Annotated in this window: 21 protein-coding genes; 12 read left to right on the top strand and 9 right to left on the bottom strand. The window is 62.5% G+C overall.

The features are described from left to right. Positions 1-42: 42 nt before the first annotated feature. The gene (locus FA94_RS12030) at positions 43-978 is read left to right on the top strand and encodes a LysR substrate-binding domain-containing protein (RefSeq protein ID WP_035551252.1); all 936 of its coding nucleotides are present in this window, start codon (positions 43-45) and stop codon (positions 976-978) included. Positions 979-1,005: 27 nt separating this feature from the next. On the opposite strand, the gene FA94_RS12025 is transcribed toward FA94_RS12030, so the two are convergent. Beyond that, positions 1,006-1,815, bottom strand: a complete 810-nt coding sequence (locus FA94_RS12025) for an alpha/beta fold hydrolase (protein WP_035551250.1) — start codon at positions 1,813-1,815, stop codon at positions 1,006-1,008. A gap of 204 nt (positions 1,816-2,019) precedes the next feature. Then, the gene (locus FA94_RS12020; RefSeq protein WP_035551247.1) at positions 2,020-2,637 is read right to left on the bottom strand and encodes a LysE/ArgO family amino acid transporter; all 618 of its coding nucleotides are present in this window, start codon (positions 2,635-2,637) and stop codon (positions 2,020-2,022) included. A gap of 98 nt (positions 2,638-2,735) precedes the next feature. Here FA94_RS12020 and FA94_RS12015 point away from each other — a divergent pair, with 98 nt between their 5' ends. Continuing rightward, complete coding sequence (locus FA94_RS12015) at positions 2,736-3,629, top strand: LysR family transcriptional regulator ArgP (protein WP_035551245.1); 894 nt, start codon at positions 2,736-2,738, stop codon at positions 3,627-3,629. Between the two features lie 26 nt (positions 3,630-3,655). Here FA94_RS12015 and FA94_RS12010 read toward each other — a convergent pair whose 3' ends face one another. Together FA94_RS12010 and FA94_RS12005 are read right to left on the bottom strand one after the other, a co-directional pair. Further along, positions 3,656-4,351: a heavy metal response regulator transcription factor gene (locus tag FA94_RS12010; protein WP_035551242.1), complete on the bottom strand. Its 696-nt coding sequence runs from the start codon at positions 4,349-4,351 to the stop codon at positions 3,656-3,658. A 415-nt stretch (positions 4,352-4,766) separates the two neighbouring features. Next, positions 4,767-5,177 carry a hypothetical protein gene (locus tag FA94_RS12005; RefSeq protein ID WP_231584939.1) on the bottom strand — a complete coding sequence of 137 codons (411 nt, stop codon included), beginning with the start codon at positions 5,175-5,177 and terminating at the stop codon, positions 4,767-4,769. Positions 5,178-5,537: 360 nt separating this feature from the next. Here FA94_RS12005 and FA94_RS12000 point away from each other — a divergent pair, with 360 nt between their 5' ends. Beyond that, complete coding sequence (locus tag FA94_RS12000) at positions 5,538-7,187, top strand: purine-cytosine permease family protein (protein ID WP_408305834.1); 1,650 nt, start codon at positions 5,538-5,540, stop codon at positions 7,185-7,187. 71 nt (positions 7,188-7,258) lie between these two features. Beyond that, entirely contained in the window at positions 7,259-8,650 is a 1,392-nt protein-coding gene (locus FA94_RS11995; protein WP_035551237.1) for an NAD(P)/FAD-dependent oxidoreductase, read from the top strand. A gap of 124 nt (positions 8,651-8,774) precedes the next feature. On the opposite strand, the gene FA94_RS11990 is transcribed toward FA94_RS11995, so the two are convergent. After that, entirely contained in the window at positions 8,775-9,146 is a 372-nt protein-coding gene (locus tag FA94_RS11990; RefSeq protein ID WP_035551235.1) for a cupin domain-containing protein, read from the bottom strand. A gap of 232 nt (positions 9,147-9,378) precedes the next feature. On the opposite strand from FA94_RS11990, the gene FA94_RS11985 reads away from it, so the two are divergent. After that, on the top strand, positions 9,379-10,815 hold the full coding sequence (locus FA94_RS11985) for an aldehyde dehydrogenase family protein (protein WP_035551231.1): 1,437 nt from the start codon (positions 9,379-9,381) through the stop codon (positions 10,813-10,815). A 62-nt stretch (positions 10,816-10,877) separates the two neighbouring features. On the opposite strand, the gene FA94_RS11980 is transcribed toward FA94_RS11985, so the two are convergent. After that, on the bottom strand, positions 10,878-11,828 hold the full coding sequence (locus FA94_RS11980; RefSeq protein ID WP_035551228.1) for a LysR family transcriptional regulator: 951 nt from the start codon (positions 11,826-11,828) through the stop codon (positions 10,878-10,880). Positions 11,829-11,945: 117 nt separating this feature from the next. Between FA94_RS11980 and FA94_RS11975 the strand changes: the two genes are divergently transcribed. Together FA94_RS11975 and FA94_RS11970 are read left to right on the top strand one after the other, a co-directional pair. Next, positions 11,946-13,118 carry a M20 aminoacylase family protein gene (locus FA94_RS11975; RefSeq protein WP_035551225.1) on the top strand — a complete coding sequence of 391 codons (1,173 nt, stop codon included), beginning with the start codon at positions 11,946-11,948 and terminating at the stop codon, positions 13,116-13,118. Between the two features lie 98 nt (positions 13,119-13,216). Continuing rightward, complete coding sequence (locus tag FA94_RS11970; RefSeq protein ID WP_035551223.1) at positions 13,217-14,590, top strand: MFS transporter; 1,374 nt, start codon at positions 13,217-13,219, stop codon at positions 14,588-14,590. An 831-nt stretch (positions 14,591-15,421) separates the two neighbouring features. On the opposite strand, the gene FA94_RS11965 is transcribed toward FA94_RS11970, so the two are convergent. Together FA94_RS11965 and FA94_RS11960 are read right to left on the bottom strand one after the other, a co-directional pair. Next, a complete protein-coding gene (locus tag FA94_RS11965) occupies positions 15,422-16,672 on the bottom strand; it encodes an MFS transporter (RefSeq protein ID WP_035551221.1) in 1,251 nt (416 codons plus the stop codon). Continuing rightward, the gene (locus FA94_RS11960) at positions 16,669-17,625 is read right to left on the bottom strand and encodes a PRC-barrel domain-containing protein (RefSeq protein ID WP_035551219.1); all 957 of its coding nucleotides are present in this window, start codon (positions 17,623-17,625) and stop codon (positions 16,669-16,671) included. The genes FA94_RS11965 and FA94_RS11960 overlap by 4 nt, the downstream gene beginning before the upstream one ends. Positions 17,626-18,094: 469 nt before the next feature. On the opposite strand from FA94_RS11960, the gene FA94_RS11955 reads away from it, so the two are divergent. From FA94_RS11955 to FA94_RS11940, 4 genes are all read left to right on the top strand, one after another. Beyond that, positions 18,095-19,477 carry an NCS2 family permease gene (locus tag FA94_RS11955; protein WP_035551215.1) on the top strand — a complete coding sequence of 461 codons (1,383 nt, stop codon included), beginning with the start codon at positions 18,095-18,097 and terminating at the stop codon, positions 19,475-19,477. Positions 19,478-19,768: 291 nt separating this feature from the next. Next, complete coding sequence (locus FA94_RS11950; RefSeq protein WP_035551213.1) at positions 19,769-20,191, top strand: ArsR/SmtB family transcription factor; 423 nt, start codon at positions 19,769-19,771, stop codon at positions 20,189-20,191. Further along, complete coding sequence (locus FA94_RS11945) at positions 20,101-20,529, top strand: SRPBCC family protein (RefSeq protein WP_035551210.1); 429 nt, start codon at positions 20,101-20,103, stop codon at positions 20,527-20,529. Before FA94_RS11950 ends, FA94_RS11945 begins: the two co-directional genes overlap by 91 nt. 62 nt (positions 20,530-20,591) lie before the next feature. Next, entirely contained in the window at positions 20,592-21,332 is a 741-nt protein-coding gene (locus FA94_RS11940) for a DUF899 domain-containing protein (protein ID WP_035551209.1), read from the top strand. Between the two features lie 29 nt (positions 21,333-21,361). On the opposite strand, the gene FA94_RS11935 is transcribed toward FA94_RS11940, so the two are convergent. Continuing rightward, a complete protein-coding gene (locus tag FA94_RS11935) occupies positions 21,362-22,225 on the bottom strand; it encodes a helix-turn-helix transcriptional regulator (protein WP_035551206.1) in 864 nt (287 codons plus the stop codon). A 189-nt stretch (positions 22,226-22,414) separates the two neighbouring features. On the opposite strand from FA94_RS11935, the gene FA94_RS11930 reads away from it, so the two are divergent. After that, entirely contained in the window at positions 22,415-23,251 is an 837-nt protein-coding gene (locus FA94_RS11930) for a carbon-nitrogen hydrolase family protein (protein ID WP_035551204.1), read from the top strand. Positions 23,252-23,373 lie beyond the last annotated feature (122 nt).

The following is a 23,373-nucleotide window of genomic DNA, read 5'->3' as shown; positions in this document are numbered from 1 at the left end:
TGGCCCAATCCGACTATTGCTCACACGCCAAGGGGCATTGACATGACTACAATTGATTTCCGCCTCATCCGTCAACTCTGGATGTTCCTTGCCGTCGCCGAAGAAAAGCACTTTGGGCGTGCGGCGGAACGGTTGAACATGTCGCAGCCGCCTCTAACGGAACAGATCAAGGTGCTGGAGCAATCGCTGAAGCTAACGCTGTTCGAACGCTCTCGCCGAGGCACTCAACTGAGCGCGGCCGGCGCCGCGATTTTGCCGGCGGTCCGGCAGTTCGCCGATCAGGTGGAGCGTCTTGAACGTGTCGTGCGGGAAGTCGCGGCCGGTCAGACTGGTGTCCTGCAGGTGGGCGCGATTACGTCGGCCATGCTTGAAACGGTGCCGGCCGTATTGAACGCGTTGAAGCGCGACTATCCGAACCTGGCGGTGTTCATTCGGGAGATTGATAGCGTCGAGGCGATCCCCGCGCTAGAGGCGGGCGAGCTCGATGTCGCGTTTGTGAGGCTGGACGGGAACGTCGGACACGGAATCGCGACGCTGCCGATTGCGGAAGATCGGCTCGCGGTTGCGGTGCCGCGAGACCATCCGCTGGCGGCACTTTCTCGCGTGCGTTTGCGCTCGCTCGCCGACGAATCGCTCGTCATGTCATCGCGGCAGATCAGTCCGGCTTACTTCGATTTTCTGACTGCGGTTTGCCAGTCGCACGGTTTCGCGCCGCGTGTGCTGCATGAAGTCCGCTCGGTGACGTCGCAAATCGCCTACGTGGGATGCGGTCAGGGCATCGCGCTCGTGCCGTCGTCGATGCGAAAACTGGCTTCGGAAAATGTGGTGATTCGCCCGCTGAAGGAGCGCGTCATGGTCGTGACGGCCGCGCTTGCGTGGAACGCGAACCGGCATCATCCGATGGTCGACGCGGTGGTGTCCTGGGCGAAAGATAATACCGCCCGGAAGCAGAAGAAGGTCCAGGCGTCTGGCGCGTGATGGGCATCGGTCATGCCCAACATCGTCTTACTCGGGTACTACGTCGCCGATAAATAAAGCAATCCGTTTCCACATTTCAACCGGATTGGAGTACATCGGAAAATGGCCCGAGTGCGCTATGGAGGCCAGCGTCACGCCCGATTCCTGCAAATGCGGCAGATACGAGAGGCCGGCGTTCTGCTCGCCGAACATAAACATCTTCCGGCACGGCAGATCGACAAACCGGGTCAACAGATCGCCGTGTTCGGAGAGATGCACCATCGACGTAAAGATGCCGCGCACGGCTCCCGCGCGCACTTTGTGCCGCAGGCTCGCCGCGTAGAGCGAACTCGAGAAGTCGGGCGCGCCCCAGTTGCGGTCGACGAAGTCGGCAAAGAACTGCTGCGGGTCGTCAGACGGATGACTCACGATTTGCCTGCTCAGAAAGCAGTCCTCGGGCGCCACGTTGCCTTCGATGTCGATGAAGCTCAACACGCGTTCGCGCTCTTCATGAGCGAGCATCAACGACGTCAAGCCACCCATCGAATGTCCGACCAGATGGAAGCGCTGAACGTCCAGACGGTTCAGCACGGCGCGCGCCGTATCGACGAGAAAGGGGATGGATAGCGCGGACAGGTCGCCGCATTCGCTCTCGCCGCAGCCGGGTGCGTCGTAGGCGACAAACGGGCGACCGGAGAACGCGGGCAATCGGGCGATATCGGCATAGTCTTCTTTCGTGGAGCCGAAGCCGTGGAGAAAGACAATCGGCTCGCCGGTCCCCGATCTGTGCAGCGATGAAATGTTCAAGTCCACGCCTCGAACGTTCAGTTCAAGCTTTTCCCGCTTTATGTCTAGCATCAGTGTCTCCACGAGTGACGGCGAGAGTCGCGGGCATGTTGACGGCCCGTTCATCTGAATCTCGCCATACTCGCGGATTGCGCTAACGGTGTAAATTCGCTATTTCGTAACGCTGTGATAGGAATTTGATCGGGATTCGGCGGATGGAGCGCAATCGCCGAGTGATACAACGCGCAATGTCGACGACTACCGCGTTCAGCGAGGCTATCGCAACTGCGTCACCGCAATCAGCAACACCATGCTTCCAATCGCACCATCCAGCACACGCCACGCGGTAGCGCGACGAAACAGCGGCGCCATCGCCCGCGCACCGTAACCCAGACCGACAAACCAGATCCCGCTCACCACCATCGCGCCGAGTGCGAACGCCAAGCGTGCACCTTCGGGTTCACGCGCACCGGCGGTGCCGATCAGCAAGAAAGTGTCGAGATACACGTGTGGATTCAGCCAGGTAAGGGCGAGTGTCATCAGCACGATCGGCAGCGCGCGCTGCACGGGCGCCGCGCCGCTCGCTTCGGCCTGCAGCGCCGCATGGTCGGGCCGCACCGCGCGGCGCAGCGCGTTGAAGCCGAACCACGCCAGATACGCGAGCCCGACATACAGCATGGCGTGGACGAACACCGGAAAGCGTTTCACCAGCACGGATGCGCCGCCGACGCCCGCGCCGATCAGAATGAAGTCCGACAGCGCGCACAGCGCGACAATCTTGCCGACGTGCGAGCGCATGATGCCCTGACGCAGCACATAAGCGTTCTGGGCGCCGATCGTGACGATCAGCGAGGCGCACAAGGCGGCGCCGTGGGAAAAAGACAGCCAGTTCATGAATCGATCCAGTAGACGGGAGAAGCGAACGGGGCTAGTCTGCGGTTTCGCCGATCATAAGAGAAGCTAATTTACTTAATGCCGATTAAGGAACGCTAATGCTCGACTACGCTTTGCTCGATGCGCTCGCCGCCGTGGTGCGGCACGGCTCGTTCGACCGCGCGGCCAGCGAACTGAACGTGACGCCGTCCGCGGTCTCGCAGCGGGTCAAGCTGCTGGAGGAGCGGGTCGGCAGCGTGCTGGTCAAACGCGGCCAACCGTGTGTTGCGACCACCTCGGGCGCGCTGCTGTGCCGCCACACCGAACGCGTGCAATTACTGGAGGCGGAGCTGACCGGCCGCCTGCCGGCACTACCTGGCGCGTTGGTCGAGCCGTGGCCGGCGCTGCGTGTGGCCGTCAACGACGACAGCGTCGGCACCTGGTTCATCGACGCGGTGGCGCCGTTCTGCGTCGAACGGGAAATGCTGCTTGATCTGGTGGTGGACGATCAGGACCACACCGCGCAGCGGATTCGCGACGGCAGCGTGCAAGGCGCCGTCACCACGCAGGCCGAGCCGGTGCAGGGCTGCCGCTCCACGCGCCTCGGGCGCATGCGCTATCTGGCGGTGTGCTCGCCGGCGTTTCAGGCGCGCCATTTTGCCGATGGCGTGACGCGCGAGAGCTTGCGGCGCACGCCCTGCGTCGACTTCAATCCGAAGGATCAGTTGCAGAAACGCTTCATGCGCCGGATCACGCGCGCGGAACTCGATCCGCCGTTGCACTGGATTCCGCATGTGGCTGGTTTTTTGCGCGCTTGTGTGACGGGACTCGGCTGGGGCATGTGCCCGGAACGGATGATCGCCGCGCATCTGGCCAATGGTGAACTGGTGGAGATCACGCCCGGCAAGCATATCGATGTGGATCTCTACTGGCAGAGCTGGCGATTGTCGATCGGCTGGCTCGACGATTTCGGCGCGGTGCTGCGCCAGCGGGCCGCCGAGTTTCTCGACTGAAGCGCGGGCGGCCGCCCCGCGCTGCATCAACCCACCGGCGGGCTACGTTCTTCGAGCACGTAGCCCATGCCGCGCACCGTGTGGATCAGCTTCGGCTCGTAGTTATCGTCCACCTTCGCACGCACGCGGCGGATCGCGGCGTCGACCACGTTGGTATCGCTGTCGAAATTCATGTCCCAGACCTGCGACGCGATCGTCGAGCGCGCGAGTATTTCGCCGCGCCGGCGCATGAGCAGCCATAGCAGAGAGAATTCCTTCGCGGTCAGCAGGATCTTGTCGCCTTGGCGCGTGGCCTTGCGGCGCGTCAGATCGAGCGCGAGATCCGCCACATGCAGCGACGCGGCGTCCCGCACCGGGCCGCGCGTAGCGCCGCGCCGGAAAATCGAGCGCACGCGCGCCAGCAATTCGGCGAAATCGAGCGGCTTGACCAGATAGTCGTCTGCGCCCATTTCGAGGCCGCGCACCTTGTCGTTCAGATCGTCGCAGGCGGTGAGCAGTAGCACGGGGGTGGCGTGGGTCAGGCGCAGATTGCGCAGCAAGGTCCAGCCGTCCAGACCGGGTAAGACCACGTCGAGAATGATCATGTCGTAGTCTTCGGTCAGCGCGAGATGCTGGCCGGTCATGCCGTCTTGTACCCAGTCGGCGACAAACCCCGCTTCTGTTAGACCCTTCCGAAGATACGTGCCGTTTTTCGCTTCGTTGTCGACGATCAGAATTCGCATGGTCTTTCTCCTGTTGACGCCCGCTGCGCTGCGCCGCACGAATCGGGCGGCGTGGCGGTGCAGGGCGGTTGAGGTTGAGCTCGGCGTCGTGAGCGTGCCGGGTGCGAGCGCCTGAAGCGCAGGGGCTGCAGGCAGCACGGCTGGCGAAGATGGGTCGATTCAAGGCCCTTTCGTGTCGTTAGACATGCATGTGAAACGATTATAGGAAGAGATTTTTTTGAGACGATTTATAACTCTGTCAGGTAGAGAGATTTATAACGGTATCCTTAGTATGTTATCGAGTTATACCACGGCAGGATATGAATGGGCTGTCGAGTTGGGAATGGCGAGGGCGGGCGGTAGAGGTCGGCGTCGCGACCGTGAGGGCGGTGCGGGTTGTAGAGGTCGCCTATTAAAAGCGGCGGCGTACGAGGGCTCAGGCGCCAGCTCGGCAAGCTTCAGGCAGCGGTGTGACAGCCGCGAGATTCAGCGGAGCGCAGCGCGCGTCGGCCTGAACGTCACAACGCTGCGTCCGCGTCGGAACGTCACGTTGAAAGTGGGTTGCCAGTTCGAGCGATATCAGACCGTGTACGAGTGTCGGCTCGTCACAAGCCTGCCGCGGCCAGATGACGGCGGCCTCGCGTTGCGCCGCCACGCCGTCGAACAGATGCGCGGGCTGGTTGAGCCAGAACGCCAGCGAGCCGATAACGATCGAGACCACGCCGCCGGCGAGCGACAGCGTCTCGCCCTGGCGTCGGAAGAAGCAGCGTATCGACGCAAGCGACACGACCGCCCTCGAATTCGGAATGCGTGTCGCCATGTCGCGCGTGGGTCGAGTACGTCGCATGAGTTACGTCCCGGAGTCAGGAATTGTCATCGTAGGAGGGCGTCGCCCATAGCAGGATGAGCGGCACATGACAATTTCGTCATGTTCGCGCGTGCCGGGGATTCCCGCGATTCGCATCGACGTTTTTACCCGCGGGGGCCTTCTTCCTGTCTCCACGCGGCGCCGACGGATACCCGGAAAGCCTTATGGATCGGACCTTCACGGTTACATCGTCCGAGATCGAAGTAAAGGTTGGGCGGTCGATATTTTTGCCTGCGCCGATTGTCTTTACAGTGGCGTCCAGACATCTCAAAAAAGTGGACGCCGCACCCCCGCGGCGAGCCATCGTGAATGACCTGGCCGTGACAGGAGTCGGAGACAATGAGCAGCAACGGCATTACCCAAGTCGAAACATTCGGTTTCGAACGCATCCCGGATCGCTCGCGTTACGCGCGGCCGATCGACCTCTTCCGCTTGCTGTTCGGCGGTTGCAATACTTTCTCGACGTCGGTACTGGGCAGTTTTCCCGTGCTGCTCGGTCTATCGTTCAAGGCCGGCGTCTATTCGATCGTGCTCGGTGTGCTGATCGGCTCGTGCATTCTTGCGCCGATGAGCCTGTTCGGTCCGCGTAACGGCACCAGCGATCCGGTGTCGTCCGGCGCGCATTTCGGTATTCACGGCCGGATCGTCGGTTCGTTTCTCGCGTTGCTGACTTCGGTCGCGTTCTTTTCGCTGGCGGTGTGGAGTTCGGGCGATGCGCTGGTGGGCGGCGCGAATCATCTGCTCGGCCTGCCGGTCAACTGGATGACACTGAGCTTCGCGTACGGCCTGTTCGCGGTGCTGGTGCTGACGGTGTGCATCTACGGCTTCCGCTTCATGCTGTGGGTCAACAAGATTGCCGTGTGGGCCGCGAGCCTGCTGTTCGTGGTCGGTATCGCCGCGTTCGCCGGGCCGTTCGATAGCGCGTACGCCGGCAAGGTCGCGCTCGGTTCGGTCGGTTTCTGGCCGGCCTTCGTCAGCGCCGTGCTGGTCGCGATGAGCAACCCCGTGTCGTTCGCGTCGACGCTCGGCGACTGGGCTCGCTATATTCCGCAGAACACGCCGAGAAAGCGCACGATCCTGGCGGTGATGCTCGCGCAACTCGCCACCTTCGTGCCGTTCTTCTTCGGCCTCGCGACGGCGACGATCATCGCCAGCAAGGCGCCGGATTTCATCGCGTCGAATAACTACGTGGGCGGTTTGCTGGCGATCTCGCCGAACTGGTTCTTTCTGCCAGTGTGTCTGATTGCGATCATCGGCGGCATGTCCACCGGGACCACCGCGCTGTATGGCACGGGACTCGACATGTCGAGCATGTTCCCTAAACTCTTGAACCGCGTACGCGCCACGCTGCTGATCGGCAGCCTCGCGATCGGCTTCATCTTTCTCGGCCGCTTCGCGTTCAATCTCGTCGAAAGCGTGTCGACGTTCTCGGTGCTGATCAATACCTGCAGTTGCCCGTGGATGATGATCATGATCATCGGCTTCGTCACGCGGCGCGGCTTCTATCTGTCGGACGATTTGCAGGTCTTCAATCGCGGCGGCCGTGGCGGTCACTACTCGTTCACGCATGGCTGGAACTGGCGCGCGATGGGCGCGTGGCTGCCGAGCGCGGCGATCGGTCTGTGCTTCGTCAATCTGCCGGATCAGTTCGTCGGTCCGCTCGGTCAGCTTGCCGGCGGTCTCGACATCAGCATGCCGGTCTCGCTGACGCTCGCCTGCACGTTGTATATCGCGTTGCTGCAGTGCTTTCCCGAGCCGGATGGCGTATATGGGCCGCTTGGGCGCCGCTGGCTGCGAGGTGGATCGGTGGGCAATGCGGGCGTGCATCCGGTGGTGCCGGCGACTAAGCTGAAAGTAGCGGTGGCGCAGGCGGAACCCCAGACGCGGAAGCAAACTCCAACGCAGCCGCGTCGCGCGGTGCGAGCGGGCAGTGAGCACCGCGAGAACCGCGAAAGCGAAAAAGCATTGGATACGCAGGACGCCGGTTGACGCGCATTTTCCGCGCAACCGGATCGATGAAGCACCCGGCAACAAGCATTCAAGTAGAGCAGGCAAACAAGATGAGCGAGTCAGTAAAGCGCGCGTTTGATGGAGTAAAACTGTTTCCGTTCTGGCTGGACAATCCGCGCGCGCCGGCTGTGGAACGGGAATTGATCGGTCCGACTTCGGCGGATCTGGTCGTGGTGGGCGGCGGCTTCACCGGTCTGTGGGCCGCGATTCAGGCGAAAGAAGCCGATCCGTCGCTGGATGTCGTGCTGGTCGAAGCGGGCAAGGTCGCGTACGGCGCATCGGGCCGACCGGGCGGGATCATTTCGACGTCTGTCATGCATGGCTTGCCGAACGCGACGCGCGTCTTTCCGCAAGACCTCGATGTACTCGAAAAACTGGGTCAGGAGAATCTCGACGGCTTCAAGGCGTCGTTGACGCGTTACGGCATTGAAGCCGATGTGGAATGGAACGGCGAGATGACGGTGGCGGTCGATCCGGGTCACCTCGATCATCTGAAGGGCGACTACGAGCTGCATGTGGCGCATGGTCACGACGTGGTGCTGCTGGACAGCGAGCGCGCCCGCGAGCAACTCGATTCGCCATTGTTCGCCGGCGCGATGTGGTCGCGCAATCGCAGCGGCACGATTCACCCGGCGAAGCTCGCGTGGGGGCTGAAGGCCGCCGCGCTGAAACTCGGCGTGCGGCTGCATGAACATTCGCCGATCACGCGCCTCGAAGATCGCGGCGCGACGATGGTCGTGCACACGCAGGCGGGCAGCATCGTCACGCCGCGCGTGCTGCTCGGCACCGGCACCGCGGATGTCGGCGTGACCGACATCAAGCGCCGCGTGATGCAGGTGCGCGATCACATTATCGCGACCGCGCCGCTGAGCGATGAGCAGATGGCGCGCATCGGCTGGAAAAATCGGCAGGGCATCTACGACACGCGTACGCAGCTCAACTATTTCCGACTCACGAAAGATAACCGCATCATCTTCGGCGGCCGGGTGAGCTATCACTTCGGCGGCGATCCGAATCCCGCCGCGGATCGCGACGAGAGCACCTATTACAAACTCGCCGAGGCGTTTTATCGCACTTTTCCGCAACTTGACGACGTGCGTTTCACGCATGCGTGGGGCGGCCCGATCGATTACTGCTCGCGTGGCGCGGTGTTCGCGCGGCGCTATCACGGCGGCAAGAGTGTGTTCGTCGCCGGTTATACGGGCTTTGGCGTGGCGGGCAGCCGCTTCGGCGCGAAGATGGGCCTCGACATGCTGTGGAATCGCGACACGTTGATTACGTCGCTCGATATTTCGCGCAAAGGGCCCTCGTATATTCCGCCGGAACCGCTGCGCTGGATCGCCGCGAAGATCACCTTCAACGCATTCGACGGCGCCGACGATCGCGGCGGCTGGCGGCGTCTGTGGATCAATTCGATCAAGGCGCTGGGTTTTCCGATGTAACGGTTGAGCGGCGGTGGCGTTTTGTCGTTTTGTGCTTGCCGCCGGAATAAAAAAACCGCACCTTAGCGGGTGCGGTTTTCAGTGAAGCGTTTCAATGAAGCAAAGACGCGGTGAAGTGTAGGAATCAGCCGCAGTACACGATGCTGTATTTCTTGGTCGCGACCGGCATATGCCACGTGCCCGAGAAGCCCTTGTGCAGAATGAAGGCGTCGCCGGCGGCATAGTGTTCGCTGCGGCCGTCGTCGCTGGTGATGACGACTTCGCCTTCAATCAGCACGCACACTTCGTGAATCGGCAGGTCGGCCAGTTTCAGCGTGCCCGCGTCGCATTGCCAGACGCCCGCTGAGAGCATGTTGGTCGCGTCGGAATACGCATTGAGCGCGTGCGGGGCTTTGGCGCCGTCGAGAATGACATCGGCCGGATCGTGCAGGGCCGGGTTCAGGCCGGTAGCGCCGGGGCCTTTAGCGTCGATGCGGGTGAAGGTGATGTTGCTCATGAGGCTCTCCTGGTTAATAGACTTGAAAATCGGGTTTCGAAGTTCTTGAATTCGACGATTCGATGCAGGGATCGAAGCTGAACCGGAGTCTGAGCCAAAGCGGCGTAGCGGTGAATTTCGATTTGAAGACATTCAGATTGAGCGGCGTCGATGTAAAGCGGGTGACGCCGCCACGGGTGCGATCCGCGCGCCCGGGATCTGACCCACCACATTTCATGTAAAGGACAAGCCCATGCAACACACCAGACAGTTTTACATCGACGGTCAATGGGTCGATCCGCTCGATCAGGGCGAGGCGAACACGCTCGACGTGATCGATCCGTCCACCGCCACCGCGTTCGAGAAAATTGCGCTTGGCAGCGCGGCGGACGTCGATCGCGCGGTTGCCGCCGCGAAGCGCGCGTTTCCCGCGTACAGCGAGACCACGATCGCGCAGCGTATCGATCTGCTGCAGGCGATACTCGACGTCTACCGCAAGCGTTACGACGACATGGTGCACGCGATCAGCCGCGAGATGGGTGCGCCGCTGCAATACGCGAACGACGCGCAGGCGTGGACCGGCGTCGCGCATCTGGAAACGATGATCCGCACGCTCGATACCTTCGACTTCGAGTCGATGAAGAACGGCATTCTGATCCGCAAGGAAGCGGTCGGCGTGTGCGGGCTGATCACGCCGTGGAACTGGCCGGCCTTGCAGATCACCACCAAGGTTGCACCGGCGCTCGCGGCCGGCTGCACGATGGTGCTCAAGCCTTCGGAGCTGGCGCCGCTGTCGGGCCTGATCTTCGCGGCAATTCTCGACGAAGCGGGCGTGCCGGCCGGCGTGTTCAATCTCGTCAACGGCGAAGGCCGCACGGTGGGCGAGGCGATGTCGTGTCATCCCGACATCGACATGATGTCCTTCACCGGTTCGACGCGCGCGGGCGTGCAGGTCGCGAAGGCGGCGGCGGAGTCGGTCAAGCGGGTGCATCAGGAACTGGGCGGCAAATCGGCCAACCTGATTCTCGAGGACGCCGACTTGAAGCAGGCGGTGATGCGCGGCGCGCGGGCCTGTTTCGACAACAGCGGCCAGTCGTGCGATGCGCCCACGCGCATGTTCGTGCCGCGTGCGCGTGAGGCCGAAGCGCTGACGTATGCGAAGGAAGCGGCCGAAGCCCTGAAGGTCGGCCCGGCGAATGCGGAGGGCACCGATCTCGGTCCGGTGATCAGCGAAGCGCAGTTCGACAAGATCCAGCGCTTGATCGGCGTCGGCATGGAAGAGGGCGCCACGCTGGTGGCGGGCGGAGCGGGCCGTCCCGATGGCCTGAAAGACGGCTATTTCGTGCGCCCGACCGTATTCGGCAAGGTCACGCCGGACATGACGATCGCGCGCGAAGAAATCTTCGGACCGGTGCTGTCGATCCTTGCCTACGACTCCGAAGACGAAGCGATCGCCATGGCCAACGACAGCCTCTACGGTCTCGCCGGCTATATCCAGTCCGGTTCGATCGAGCATGCGCGCGCGGTGGCCCGGCGCCTGCGTACCGGTACGATCTATCTGAACTACGCGGACTACAATCCCGATGCGCCGTTCGGCGGCTTCAAGCAATCGGGCAACGGCCGCGAGTACGGCGAGTTCGGGCTGGAAGATTTTCTGGAGATCAAGGGCGTGGTGGGCTACGAGGGTTGAGCCCAGCCTGCGCCGACGCTGACGCTGACACGCACCTTCATGCTTTAGCGATTCAGGAATCGCTAAAGCAGTAATTCGATCGAATGAAACAGGCGGCGTTGCTCGGGTTCCTGCGAGCGCGCCGCTTCGTCGATCACTTCACGCAGACAGTCGAGAAAACACGTGGCCGCTGGACTCGTCGGCGCGCCACGGCGTGACGTGATACTGACGATGGTTTCATCCACGGTTTCGCGCAGCGGCAGCGCCCATAAATTTTCTTTGGCGAGCGTCACTTCCGCGAGCGGCCACGGAAAAATGCTGAGCATGTCCGTGTGTGCGAGCAATCCCAATACGATGGCCAGCGAGTGCGCCAGATGAATGGTGTGCGGCACCCGCATGCCGCGCTTGCGGAACAGGTTGTCCGAGATCGATTCGCGGCTCGCCGGGTCCCAGTTCAGCACCCACTCCGCGTCTTCCAGTTCGAGCAGCGAGCGGCAACCGGCTTTCGGATGATCGCGCCGCGCCACCACGGCCGAATGCGTCGAAAACAGCGGCACGTTGTGAAACTCCGATTGCGGCGACGCGGGCGGCGGCCGGCCGATCGAAAAATCCAGACTGCCGTCGCGCAGACGCGGTTGCACGACCGCGAGCAAACCCTCGAAAAATTCCAGTTGCACTTCCGGCATACGTTGCCTGAAGCGCTGCACCGTGGGCGGCAGAAACGTCAACGCGACCCATGGCGTGACGCCGATCGACAGCTTGCCGGCCGCCGCGCCGCGCAATGCGTCGATCTCCGCGTGCGCGCGTTGCAGTTGCCCCAACACCACTCTTGCATGCACGACCAGCGTCCGGCCGAACTCGGTAAAGGCGACGCCGCTCGCACTGCGGATCACCAGCGGTGCCTGCATATCCGCTTCCAGTTCGCGCACCGCCTTGGTGACCGCAGCGGGCGAAAGGCCTAACGAACGAGCCGCTGCCCGGATACTGCCGGTATCCGCAATCGCCGCTAAGGTGCTGAGCTGATGCAGTTTCATCTGTCGATTCGGGGAAAGGGTGGCAACCAGAAGTTGCTGCCGCAACGATTCTACGCCTGCCGCTGGAAAATCGGCGTCGCTATGCTGGGTCACGCTTTTCATTGACGGAGACGACACGTGAACACCATGGCCATTCCGGCGGGCATCGCCGAACTCGAAGACGAAATGATCGCGCTGCGCCACCGCATTCATGCGCAGCCGGAGCTGGCGTACGAAGAGTTCGCCACCAGCGACCTGGTCGCCGAACGCTTGCAGGAATGGGGCTATACGGTGCATCGCGGGCTCGGTCAAACCGGCGTTGTAGGGCAACTGAAAGTAGGCGGCGGCACGCGCAAGCTGGGCCTGCGCGCCGACATGGACGCGTTGCCGATTCACGAAACGACCGGCTTGCCGTACGCGAGCAAGGTGCCCGGCAAGATGCACGCGTGTGGTCACGACGGTCATACGGCGATGCTGCTCGCCGCTGCCAAACATCTGGCGCGGGAGAAGGATTTCGACGGGACGGTGAATGTGATTTTCCAGCCGGCCGAGGAGGGTCAGGCCGGCGCGAAAAAGATGCTGGAAGACGGTCTGTTCGACAAGTTTCCGTGCGACGCCGTGTTCGCGATGCACAACATGCCGGGCTTTCCGACCGGCAAATTCGGCTTTCTGCCGGGCTCGTTCATGGCGTCGTCGGACACGGTGATCATCACCGTGACGGGACGCGGCGGTCATGGTGCCGTGCCGCACAAAGCGGTCGATCCGGTGGTGGTGTGCGCGCAAATGGTGCTGGCGTTGCAGTCGATCGTGTCGCGCAACGTCGCGCCGCTCGACATGGCGATCATCACGGTCGGCGCGATTCACGCGGGCGAAGCGCCCAACGTAATTCCCGAGACGGCCGAGATGCGTCTCTCGGTGCGCGCGTTGAAACCCGAGGTGCGCAATTACCTGCAGGAACGGATCACCGCCGTGGCGTGCGGAACGGCCGCGGTGTTCGGCGCCAGTGCGCAGGTGGATTACCAGCGCCGCTACCCGGTGCTCGTCAACGACGCGGAGATGACCGGCCTCGCGCGGCAGGTGGCACTCGACTGGCTCGGCGAAGACGGCCTGATCGCCGACATGCAACCGCTGACCGGCAGCGAGGATTTCGCGTTCCTGCTGGAGCGTTGCCCCGGCAGCTACCTGATCATCGGCAATGGCGACGGCGAGGGCGGATGCATGGTGCACAACCCCGGCTACGACTTCAACGACGACTGCCTCGCGACCGGCGCCGCTTACTGGGTGAAGCTCGCGCAGACGTTTCTCGTCTGAGGCCGGATGTGACGGGCCGCTTCGAGCCCGCGCGTGCGCTTTGACTTGTGCTGTGAAGTGCGCTTCGACCCAGCAGCAAGGACATCATGGAGACACAGATGGACTATTCCGCCACACCGCAATCCGCCGGCAGCGACGCGCTTGCTATGCAAGGCATGATGGCCGCGCAGCCCGTCGAACGCAAGAGCCACGCGAAAGCGATTGCCGCGATCACGCTGGGCAACGGCCTCGAGTTTTTCGACTTCACGATTTACAGCTTCTTCGCGACGATCATCGGCAAGCTGTATTTCCCGGTGGAGGGTCAGCTCGCGCAATTGATGCTGGCGGTTGGAACGTTCGGCGTGGGCTTCATCATGCGTCCGGTGGGCGGCATCGTGCTCGGTGCGTACGCGGATCGTGCCGGCCGCAAGGCGGCGATGAGCCTCACGTTATGGCTGATGACGCTCGGCTCGGCGATGATCGCGTTCGCACCGACGTATGCGGCGATCGGCATTGCCGCGCCGTTGCTGGTGATTCTTGCGCGTCTGGTGCAGGGGTTTGCGTTGGGCGGTGAGATTGGCGCGTCGACGTCGCTGTTGCTGGAGTATGGCAGCGACAAGACGCGCGGCTTTTATGGCAGCTGGCAGTTCGTGAGCCAGGGGTTGAATACGGTGTGCGGGTCGCTGCTTGGCGTCGCGTTGGCGGCGGCGTTGTCGACTGCCGCGCTGGAGAGTTGGGGCTGGCGCGTGCCGTTTGTAATCGGTATGGCGATGGGGCCGATCGGGATTTATATCCGGCGTCATCTGGATGAGACGTTGCCGGGTGTCGAGGAGGGGGCGGATGGGCAGGCGGGCGTTCGGTCGTCGTCGGCGGTGCCGGCTTCGCAGCCGGTGCGCAAGCTGTTTCGCGAGCATTCGCGGGTGATTACGATGGGTGTGGTCACAACCATCGGCGGGACGGCGGCGAACTATATCGTGCTGTTTTATCTGTCGACTTACGCGATTCGGATTTTGCATCTGCCGATGTCGTCGGCGTTGTGGGCTGCGTGGACCGCGGCCGTGGTGACGGTGATCTGTTCGCCGCTTGCCGGGGCGTTGTCGGATCGGGTGGGGCGCAAGTGGGTGTTGGGCGTGTCGCGGGTCTTGCTGATTCTGGCCGTGTATCCGGCGTTTATGGCGATTAATGCTGTGCCTGATGTGGCGGTTTTGTTGTCGGTCGTGGCGGGGTTGGCGGTGCTGGTCGCGTTTACCGCTGTGCCTAATATCGTGATGCTGCCGGAGATGTTTCCTCGTGAAATTCGGGCTACCGGGATGTCGATTGTTTATTGTCTCGGGGTGTCTATCTTTGGTGGGTTTGCGCAGTTTTTTGCTACGTGGTTGATTCAGGTTTCTGGGAGTAATCTTGCGCCGGCCTGGTATTTGATTGGGTGTGGGGGGGTGTCTTTGTTGGCGTTGCCTTTTATGGCAGAGACTGCTGGGAGGGATATAGGGTGATAGGCTTTTTGCCTTTTGTGGCGCGTTTTCTCGGCTGTTTGCGCGTTGGCCTTTCCTTGATTTGGTAGTGGTCTATTAGCGATCCCCCTGTGCGGGGGCACCTACTTTTCTTTGCCTGCCGCAAATAAAAGTAGGCAAAAGAAAGCGGCTCACACCGCTAGCTCTTAAGCGGGTCCCCCGCGCAATCACGGTAGTGGCTCATCTGGAATCCGTGTTCTCGCGCACTCCGCGCTCGTGGCACAGCAGTCATTCTTCCGGCGACGCTTCGCGCGCCCCCGCGGTCGTTCATCAAACCGGTGGTGAATTTTTGGGGTATTTCGGTGCCTCGCCGAGGCGAAGCCGACGGCTCCCCCACGGAAAAGCGAGGCGCTGGTTCCAGTGCGAACCGTTCCGGCGAGCGCACCGCGCGAGGCGGGATGTATGACGGCTTTGTCACGAGCGCGGAATGCGCGAGAGGACAGATTCCAGATGAGCCACAACCGTGGCTGCGCGGGAGACCCACTTAGCAGAGGCCATGCTTGAACGACCGCCGCGGCGCGCGCAGCGCCGCCGGAAGAATGACGCCTTTGTCACCAGCGCGGAGTGCGCGAGAACACGGATTCCAGATGCACCACTGCCGGTGGTGGACCACGAAACCCACTTAAAAATTAGCGGTGTGAGCCGCTTTCTTTTGCCTACTTTTCTTTGCGGCAGGCAAAGAAAAGTAGGTGCCCCCCGCACAGGAGGATCGCTAATAGACCACTACCAAATCAAGGAGACCACTACCAAATCAAGGAAAGGCCAACACGCAAACAGCCCAAAAAATGCGCCGCAACAGGCAAACCCCAGCCCTCACCGAGCAGCCTCCCCATCAGCCACCCCAGCCGAATCCTCAACCCGAGCCGAATCCCGAGTCTCCGGCATAGCCGCCCAAACCAGCAAAACCGCCAACGCCCCCGCAGCAGCGAGCCCAAAAAAGCTAACCGCATTTCCAAAGTGATCAGCCACAAACCCAGCAGCGGTCGTACTCAACGTAGCCCCGATCCCCGCAGCCAGCCCAAACAACCCGATACAGAGGTTGTAGCGTCCCTTATCGCCGGCAACATCCGCCGCGATCAGCGGCAACATCACGCCAAACACAGCAGCACTCAACCCATCGAGCATCTGCACCGGCACCAGCAAATACGGGCTGCTAATGCCAGCAAACAGCAAAGCCCGAATCGGCAACGCCGAAAACCCCAACAACAGAATCGGCCTGCGTCCCCACCGCTCGGCGGAGCGCCCAACCCACGGCGACATCATCGCCACAATCGCCTGCGGCACGATAATGCACGCGGCAATCACGAGCTGTACGTTGTCGCCCATGCCGGCCGTCACTTCGCCCGCAGCAAGATTCAACATCGCCGCATTCGACAAGTGAAACAGCACGATGCACGCCGCGAACAACAACATCCGCTTGTCACGCAACAACTCACGCAAACTCTCGCGTCGCTCGATCTGCTTGGGCGTCGGGCCGGCCTTCGGCAACTCGATCGTGTCGGTGCGCTGGATCATCGTCAGCGCGAACAACGCGGGCACGGCCAGCGCAGCGGTCAACCAGAACACCGCGCGCGGCGAATAGTATTCGCCGAATACGCCCATCAACCCGGCGGCCACCGCGCTGCCGATCGACGCCCATCGCGCATTGCGTCCCAGCCGGTCGCCGAGATTTGCCCGCCCGACCAGCGCGAACGAAATCGCCGCCAACGCCGGCGTCAACATGCAACTGGCAAAGCCATGGAACACTTCAGCAGCAATCACCGGCAGCACGGTCGGGCTCACGGCCAGCAGCACGGCGCTCAGAATGATCGCGAAAATCGCCCATGCGGCCGCGCCTTTCTTGTTGCGCAGAGCGTCGACAGCAGCGCCGCCCGGCACCTGGCTCACCATCGCGCTGATCGTGCCCACCGAGAGCGCCATGCCGATCTCGCCCTGGGTCCACTTATGCGACGCCAGATACGACGCGATGAACGGCCCAAACCCCGTCTGCACATTGGCGACGAAAAAATTCATCCAGTCGAGCGCGCGAAGACTGCGCGTGGTTACCAAAGTACGGCCGCTCATCGGGCCGCCCGTGCATTGGAACCTGCCGCAGCGGAAGCCGTCGCCGCAGGCGGTGCGGTCGCGGCGGCCGTCGCTGGCGGCGGTGCGGGCGATACGGCGCGCACCGGTTTGTCGCTGGCGTACGGCGGCGTCGCGTTGATCTGCGCGTCGCTCAGATCGATCTGCGGATGCAGTTCCTTGTCTTTCGTGACGAAGTGCAGCGCCGACCAGTTCGCGGCAATCGTGCGGCGCTCCGTACTGACCATGCCGTTGACGTCGAGCACGACCGCCTGCGGCTGCGCATTGCCATCGATCAACACGTCGATCACGCGGCCGATCTTGGCGCCGTTCGCGCGTTCGACCGTGGCGTCGATCAGCGGTAATTGCACGCCGGCCGGTTTGGCGGCATTGGCCGGCACGGCGGCCGCGTTGAGCGTGATCGGCGCGGTCTTCGCACTCGGCGTGAAGCGGAATGCGCTCCACGGGAAGTTCACCTTGCGGTCGCCCACCCCCAGGAAGCCCTGCAGATTCACGACCATCTCGCGCGGCTTGCCGCCGGCATCGGCGATCAGATCGACCGCGCGGCCGACGACCTTGCCATCAGGCTTCTGCACTTCGCTGTCGAGCAGCGTGCGCGCCTCGCTGCGCTCGATCGTGCGCAGCACGATCAGCGGCGCGGGCGTCGGCGGAGGCGGCGGGGGCGCGACGACGGGCGGCGGCGGCTCGACCTTGCGCGGCTTGACGATCGGCTTCGGCGGTTTTTTCGGCTGCTCGGGTCGAGCCGCCTCGGTTTCGACCGGCTCCGGTTCCGAGGCCACCACCGGCGCGCTGGCGGGCTCGACAGGCATCACCGTGGCGTCGACGATCGGCGCCTGCTGCGGGCCCCACAGCAGGCTGCAACCGGACAGCGCAAACAGCGCGAACAGAGCAAGAATCGGCAAACGCCAGGCAGGACGCGAGAAACCGCCACTCATCAAGAAGGACTCCATGGGCCAGTGCGGAGGGCGGCCAAAGGTCGAAAAAGGCCGCCGCAGTTAAGACAGGAATGGGCCAGAGTGTAACCCGCGACGTCGGGCGGACCCGCTTTCGCAGGCCATCTGACAGGTACGGCGTTAGCAGGGTTCATGCCGCGCACGACGTTTCATCTGCGGATTGCGCGCCGTTTTCGCGCGCCGAACGCCGCAAAACCTGCTCACATCTTCGTGACAAAGCGTAGGTGTAAACGCTTGGCTCGCCCGCCCAGTTTGCCGCTGGGTCAAAGATATAAGCGTCTCGACATGTCCGGCATGCCATTCATGCGATGGGAGACATATTTGTGTTGCCCTACATTTCGAGACAGCAAAAAACGACGACATTCCCCAATAAACCAACTCAACGAGACGAGACCCTGATGGCGCCCGCAGTGACGGCCGCTTCAGTACGCTGATAAAGGAGGCACTCATCATGATGGAACCCCACGCCCAACCGATTTCCGAAGTCGCCGTCGAATCATTCGACGGAAAGGGCTTTCTCGACCGCTATTTTGGAATCTCCGCGCGCGGCAGTTCGCAGCGTCAGGAAATCGTCGCGGGCATTACGACCTTCCTCGCGATGGTCTACTCCGTATTCGTCGTGCCGGGCATGCTCGGCAAAGCGGGTTTCGATACCAGCGCCGTGTTTGTCGCCACGTGTCTGACCACGGCGTTCGGCTCGCTGCTGATGGGCATCTGGGCGCGCCTGCCGATCGCGATCGGCTGCGCGATTTCGCTGACGGCCTTCACCGCGTTCGGCCTCGTGCTCGGCAAAGGTCTGCATCCGAACGTCGCGCTCGGCGCAGTGTTCCTGATGGGTGTCGTGTTCACCGCGATTTCGGTGACCGGCGTGCGTTCGTGGATTCTGCGCAATCTGCCGAACGGTATCGCGCACGGCACGGGGATCGGCATCGGCCTGTTCCTGCTGCTGATCGCCGCGAACGACGTGGGTCTCGTCGTGAAGAATCCGGGCGCCGGCTTGCCGGTCGCGCTGGGCAATATCACGGCTTTGCCGGCGATCATGTCGGTAGCGGGTCTCGCCGCGATCTTCGGTCTGGTGCGCCGTCGCGTGCCGGGTTCGATCCTGATCGTGATTATCGTGATCTCGACGGCCGCCTTCTTCATCGATCCGACCATGTCGTATCACGGTGTGTTCGCGGTGCCGTCGCTGAGCGCGCCGGGCCACGCGTCGCTGATCGGCGCGATGGATATCAAGGGCGCATTGTCGATGGCGGTTCTGCCTAGCGTGCTGGCTCTCGTGATGACGGCGGTGTTCGACGCGACCGGCACGATCCGCGCCGTCGCAGGGCAAGCCGGTCAGCTCGACGAAAACGGCCGCATCATCAACGGCGGCCGCGCGTTGACCGCCGATTCGCTGAGCTCGATTTTCTCGGGTTTGCTCGGCGGCGCACCGGCAGCGGCATATATCGAATCGACGGTCGGCGTGGCAGCCGGCGCGAAGACCGGTATGGCGGCGGCGGTGGTCGGCCTGCTGTTCCTCGTGGTGATGTTCTTCTCGCCGCTGGCTGGTCTCGTGCCTTCGTATGCCACTGCACCGGCACTGATGTATGTGGGCCTGCTGATGCTGTCGAATGTCAGCAAGCTGCATATGGACGACATGGTCGACTCGATGTCGGGCCTGATGTGCGCGGTGTTCATCGTGCTGACCGCCAACATCGTGACGGGCATCATGCTCGGTTTCGCGACGCTGGTGATCGGCCGCGTGGTCAGCGGCGAATATCGCAAGCTGAACGTGGGCACGGTGGTGATCGCTGTCGTCCTGGTCGGGTTCTATCTCGGCGGCTGGGCGATCTGATCGTCCGCGTGGGGCCTCGTTCAACGAGTCTCATGGTTTGAAATAATTTCGCAGTAGCGCGAGAGCAGGGTGGTTTTTTGCAGGCCGCTCGGCTCGAACGTGTAGTCGGTTGTTCTCCACCTTGACGCGGTACGTCGCACGGCTTTATCTGCGGTGTACCGCGTATCTTTTTTTCTGCGTCGCTGTCGGCCACTCCGCTTTTTCCAGCGTTCCTTCCCGCTTCGATCGGCTGCGTTGAGAAAACGCCCACCTGTCCTTGACTTCCTGACTTGCGTTTCTATACTTAACCTCATGGTTAAGTTTAACGAAGCCCTACTCGATCGCACGTTCGCGGCGCTCTCCGATCCCACACGGCGCGCGTTGCTCACGCGTCTGTCCGGGCGCGAACTGTCGATCAGCGAACTCGCCGAGCCATTCGCGATGTCCTTGCCGGCTGTGATGAAGCACCTCGACGTGCTGTCCGAGGCCGGTCTGATCACCCGCAGCAAGACCGGGCGAACGGTGGCGTGCCGTCTGACGGCCGGACCGATGGAGGACGCCATGACGTGGCTCAGCCGTTATCAGCGTTTCTGGTCGGTATCGCTCGATGGTCTCGCCACTTTCATCGAACAGGAGGACGTCCCATGTCCGCCCAAGCCAGCCTCACCCTCCAGCGGCGCCTCAACGCCGCGCCCGCCAAAGTCTTCCGCGCCTGGACGGAAGCGGCGCAACTGATCAAATGGATGAACCCCGGCGATACGCCGGTGGTGCGCGCCGAACTGGATGCGCGCGTCGACGGTCGGTACACGATCGTGTACCGCAAGTCGGACGGCCGCGAACTCGAGGCGAACGGGCAGTATCTGGAGGTGGTCCCGGATCGCAAGCTCGTGTTCACCTGGCGCTGGCGTCACAACGCGGAACATGAATCGCTGGTCACGGTCCTGCTGGAGCCGGACGGCGACGCCACGTGGCTGACGCTTACGCACGAACGCTTCACCGACGAAGCGCAGGCCGACGATCATCGCCTTGGCTGGTCGGGTGGACTCGATTCGCTGGAGCGCTACTTCGCGTGAGTGCGCCTGAATGGGTTGGACGTGTGTGATTCAACCTGCACCTTGCAGGAAAGGAGACGCAAATGGAACCGCAGCACCGGATGGGATCGAGAGAGGACTGGCTGGCCGCGAGCCGCGCGCTACTGGTCGAAGAGAAGGCGCATATGCGCGCCAGCGACGAGCTCGCGCGCAAACGCCGCGAATTGCCTTGGGTGAAGGTCGATAAGACCTATGGTTTCGACACGCTACAAGGGCGCAAGACGCTGTCTGAGTTGTTCGACGGACGCAGCCAGTTGATCGTTTATCACTTCATGCTGGGCCCGGACTGGGAGGAGGGCTGCGTGGGCTGCTCGTTCGTGTCGGATCACATGATTGGCATCGTCACGCATCTCGAACATCACGATGTGTCGTACGTGACGGTCTCGCTCGCGCCGCTGGCGAAAATCGAGGCGTTCAGGAAACGCATGGGGTGGGCGTTTCCGTGGGTGTCGTCGAACGGCAGCGATTTCAATTTCGACTATCACGTGTCGTTCACACCCGAAGAGGTGGCCAGCAAAAAGGCGTTCTACAACTTCACCGAGACCGACGTGGGAATCGACGAACTGCATGGCCACAGCGTGTTCTATAAGGACGAACGCGGCGACGTGTACCACACGTATTCCTGCTACGGACGCGGCGGCGAGCGGTTCATCAACACCTACGCGCATCTCGACGTCACGCCGAAAGGCCGCAACGAAACGAGAGGCATGACCGACTGGCTCAGGCATCACGACCGCTACCAGGATCAAAAGCCCAGCGGCGGTTGTGCCGCGTGCGGTACGTGACGCAGCGCGCTTCGCTTTAACCTGGGACGTCAGCCGCCCTGACGTCCCGCGTCATAGAACAACGCGAACAACTCCGACTGCGAGTTCACGTTGAGTTTCGTATAGATGTGCTTCTTGTGCGCGCGCACCGTCTCGAACGAGATGGCGAGTTTCTCCGCAATCGCGCGTGTCGAAAATCCGCTCAAGGTCAGCATGGCCACTTCGACTTCGCGCGCGGTGAGCGCGGCGCGGCCGCCCGCCGACGCGACCTGGGCAAACCGCGCCGCGTACGCGGGGGTGTCCGCCGGTGTGTCCGCCGGCAACGGGATGGGCGTTGCGCTGTCGGTTGACGTCTCGCCGAACGGCGGCGGCAACGGCGCGGCGTCGAACGTTTCATAAGGCAAACGTTGCCGCAACAATGCGATTACCCAAGGCGCGCACAGCGCGAGCACGGCAAGATCGCGCTCGCCATATCGCTGCGTCGCACCGAGTGAAAACGCGAGCGTGTGCCGGGCGTCGATCATGTAGTTGAAATGCACCTCGTCGCCGACGATGTTCTTCCTGAAGTACCGCTGGTAGTACTCGGTCATCGAGAAGTTGTCGGGCGCGACGTCGGCGAGCGTGACGAAGCCCGACGCCGGTTTGTCGGTGGCGGCGATATAGAACGGATCGAGTTGATACAGCGCGGCCAGGTAGTCCTGGAACATCGCGTCGACGGCGCCGTCCGGCGTGGGCGATTCGGCGCACACGAGCGGCGCTTCGCCGGGCGTGAAGCGCAACGCGACCCAGTTGTCGAAGACAACGTAGCGTTCGAGCGCGCGCGTGAGGCGCGTCCAGAATTGCGCGCTATCGAGTGCTTCGATAACCGCGCCGATCTCGCGATGAAAGGCCAGATCGCGCCATTCGAGTTCCATGCGTGCTCCGATGAGGGTAACCCAGCAGGGTAATTACGAACAAAAATATGTCTGGTAATAATAGGCCCAACCTGATCGCGGGCGGCTGATATGAGACGCTGCGTAACGCAAAGACGCAATAGCTTGCAACAAGTGCATGGGATCAGAGTAAGCGCTAAAGCGCTAACTCTGATCGACACAGGAGACACAATGCTTCAACTTGAACTCGCGCAAATCCCTATCTTGGACGGCGCAACCGGCGTGAGCGGCGCGAACGTGCAACGCGTGCTGCAAACCATCGGCCAGCGCGCCGCGGGCACGGATCTCATCGTGTTCCCGGAAACCACGCTGTCGGGCTTCCCGACACGCGACAACATTCGCACCGTAGCGGAACCGATCGACGGTCCCTCTCTCACGGCAGTGCGCCAGGCGGCGCGCGAAGCCCGCGTCGCAGTGGCGGTAGGTCTCGCCGAGCGCGACGGCAGCCGCTTCTTCAACACCACGGTACTGGTCGACGAACACGGCGAAATCGCGCTGCGCTATCGCAAGACGCATCTGTGGGCGTCTGACGTCGGTGTATTCGAACCGGGCGACCGCTACGACGTGTGCAGCTTCAAAGGCCTGACCGTCGGCCTGCTGATCTGCTACGACATCGAATTTCCCGAAACGGCGCGCGCGGTCGCGTCGCTGGGCGCGGATCTGCTGCTCGTGACCAACGGCAACATGGACCCGTTCGGGCCGGTGCATCGTCGTGCGATCGTTGCGCGCGCCATGGAAAACCAGATGTTCGCGGCGCTCGTCAATCGTATCGGTTCGGGCGACGACAACCTGACGTTCCCCGGCGAATCGGCGTTGATCGATCCGTTCGGCGACGTGGTGTGCGACGCGGGCCAGCAGGAAACCGTGCTGCGGGCCACGCTCGACCGCACGCGCCTCGAAGGCGCGCGTGAACATTACCGCTATCTGCACGACGCGCGTATCGCCCTCGATCTCGCCACCGAAGACGGCGAAAACGGACAACGTGTGCGTGTGATTCGCGCGCGTTAAGTTGGATCCCGGCGCATCGCGGCGCATCGCGGCACATCGAAAACAAGAAAACACCAGCGCGAACCCCGCGCATCCCGCAAGTCTGAACGACCCGGCTCGACCGGGGTGCGCCGCAAATCGCG

Origin of the sequence: Burkholderia sp. 9120, assembly GCF_000745015.1 — a bacterium.
Lineage (GTDB): Bacteria > Pseudomonadota > Gammaproteobacteria > Burkholderiales > Burkholderiaceae > Paraburkholderia.
The sequence above is the reverse complement of the archived record's forward strand: the minus strand, read 5'-3'. Positions and strand labels throughout refer to the sequence as shown.

Coding starts and splice junctions, on each gene's coding strand:
- FA94_RS11960 (WP_035551219.1), bottom strand. CDS start 17,625: ATGAGTGGCGGTTTCTCGCGTCCTGCCTGGCGTTTGCCGATTCTTGCT.
- FA94_RS11965 (WP_035551221.1), bottom strand. CDS start 16,672: ATGAGCGGCCGTACTTTGGTAACCACGCGCAGTCTTCGCGCGCTCGAC.
- FA94_RS12010 (WP_035551242.1), bottom strand. CDS start 4,351: ATGCGAATTCTGATCGTCGACAACGAAGCGAAAAACGGCACGTATCTT.
- FA94_RS11970 (WP_035551223.1), top strand. CDS start 13,217: ATGGACTATTCCGCCACACCGCAATCCGCCGGCAGCGACGCGCTTGCT.
- FA94_RS12000 (WP_408305834.1), top strand. CDS start 5,538: ATGAGCAGCAACGGCATTACCCAAGTCGAAACATTCGGTTTCGAACGC.
- FA94_RS11995 (WP_035551237.1), top strand. CDS start 7,259: ATGAGCGAGTCAGTAAAGCGCGCGTTTGATGGAGTAAAACTGTTTCCG.
- FA94_RS11945 (WP_035551210.1), top strand. CDS start 20,101: ATGTCCGCCCAAGCCAGCCTCACCCTCCAGCGGCGCCTCAACGCCGCG.
- FA94_RS11940 (WP_035551209.1), top strand. CDS start 20,592: ATGGAACCGCAGCACCGGATGGGATCGAGAGAGGACTGGCTGGCCGCG.
- FA94_RS11955 (WP_035551215.1), top strand. CDS start 18,095: ATGATGGAACCCCACGCCCAACCGATTTCCGAAGTCGCCGTCGAATCA.
- FA94_RS12030 (WP_035551252.1), top strand. CDS start 43: ATGACTACAATTGATTTCCGCCTCATCCGTCAACTCTGGATGTTCCTT.
- FA94_RS12015 (WP_035551245.1), top strand. CDS start 2,736: ATGCTCGACTACGCTTTGCTCGATGCGCTCGCCGCCGTGGTGCGGCAC.
- FA94_RS11990 (WP_035551235.1), bottom strand. CDS start 9,146: ATGAGCAACATCACCTTCACCCGCATCGACGCTAAAGGCCCCGGCGCT.
- FA94_RS11980 (WP_035551228.1), bottom strand. CDS start 11,828: ATGAAACTGCATCAGCTCAGCACCTTAGCGGCGATTGCGGATACCGGC.
- FA94_RS12020 (WP_035551247.1), bottom strand. CDS start 2,637: ATGAACTGGCTGTCTTTTTCCCACGGCGCCGCCTTGTGCGCCTCGCTG.
- FA94_RS11985 (WP_035551231.1), top strand. CDS start 9,379: ATGCAACACACCAGACAGTTTTACATCGACGGTCAATGGGTCGATCCG.
- FA94_RS12025 (WP_035551250.1), bottom strand. CDS start 1,815: ATGCTAGACATAAAGCGGGAAAAGCTTGAACTGAACGTTCGAGGCGTG.
- FA94_RS11950 (WP_035551213.1), top strand. CDS start 19,769: ATGGTTAAGTTTAACGAAGCCCTACTCGATCGCACGTTCGCGGCGCTC.
- FA94_RS12005 (WP_231584939.1), bottom strand. CDS start 5,177: ATGCGACGTACTCGACCCACGCGCGACATGGCGACACGCATTCCGAAT.
- FA94_RS11935 (WP_035551206.1), bottom strand. CDS start 22,225: ATGGAACTCGAATGGCGCGATCTGGCCTTTCATCGCGAGATCGGCGCG.
- FA94_RS11930 (WP_035551204.1), top strand. CDS start 22,415: ATGCTTCAACTTGAACTCGCGCAAATCCCTATCTTGGACGGCGCAACC.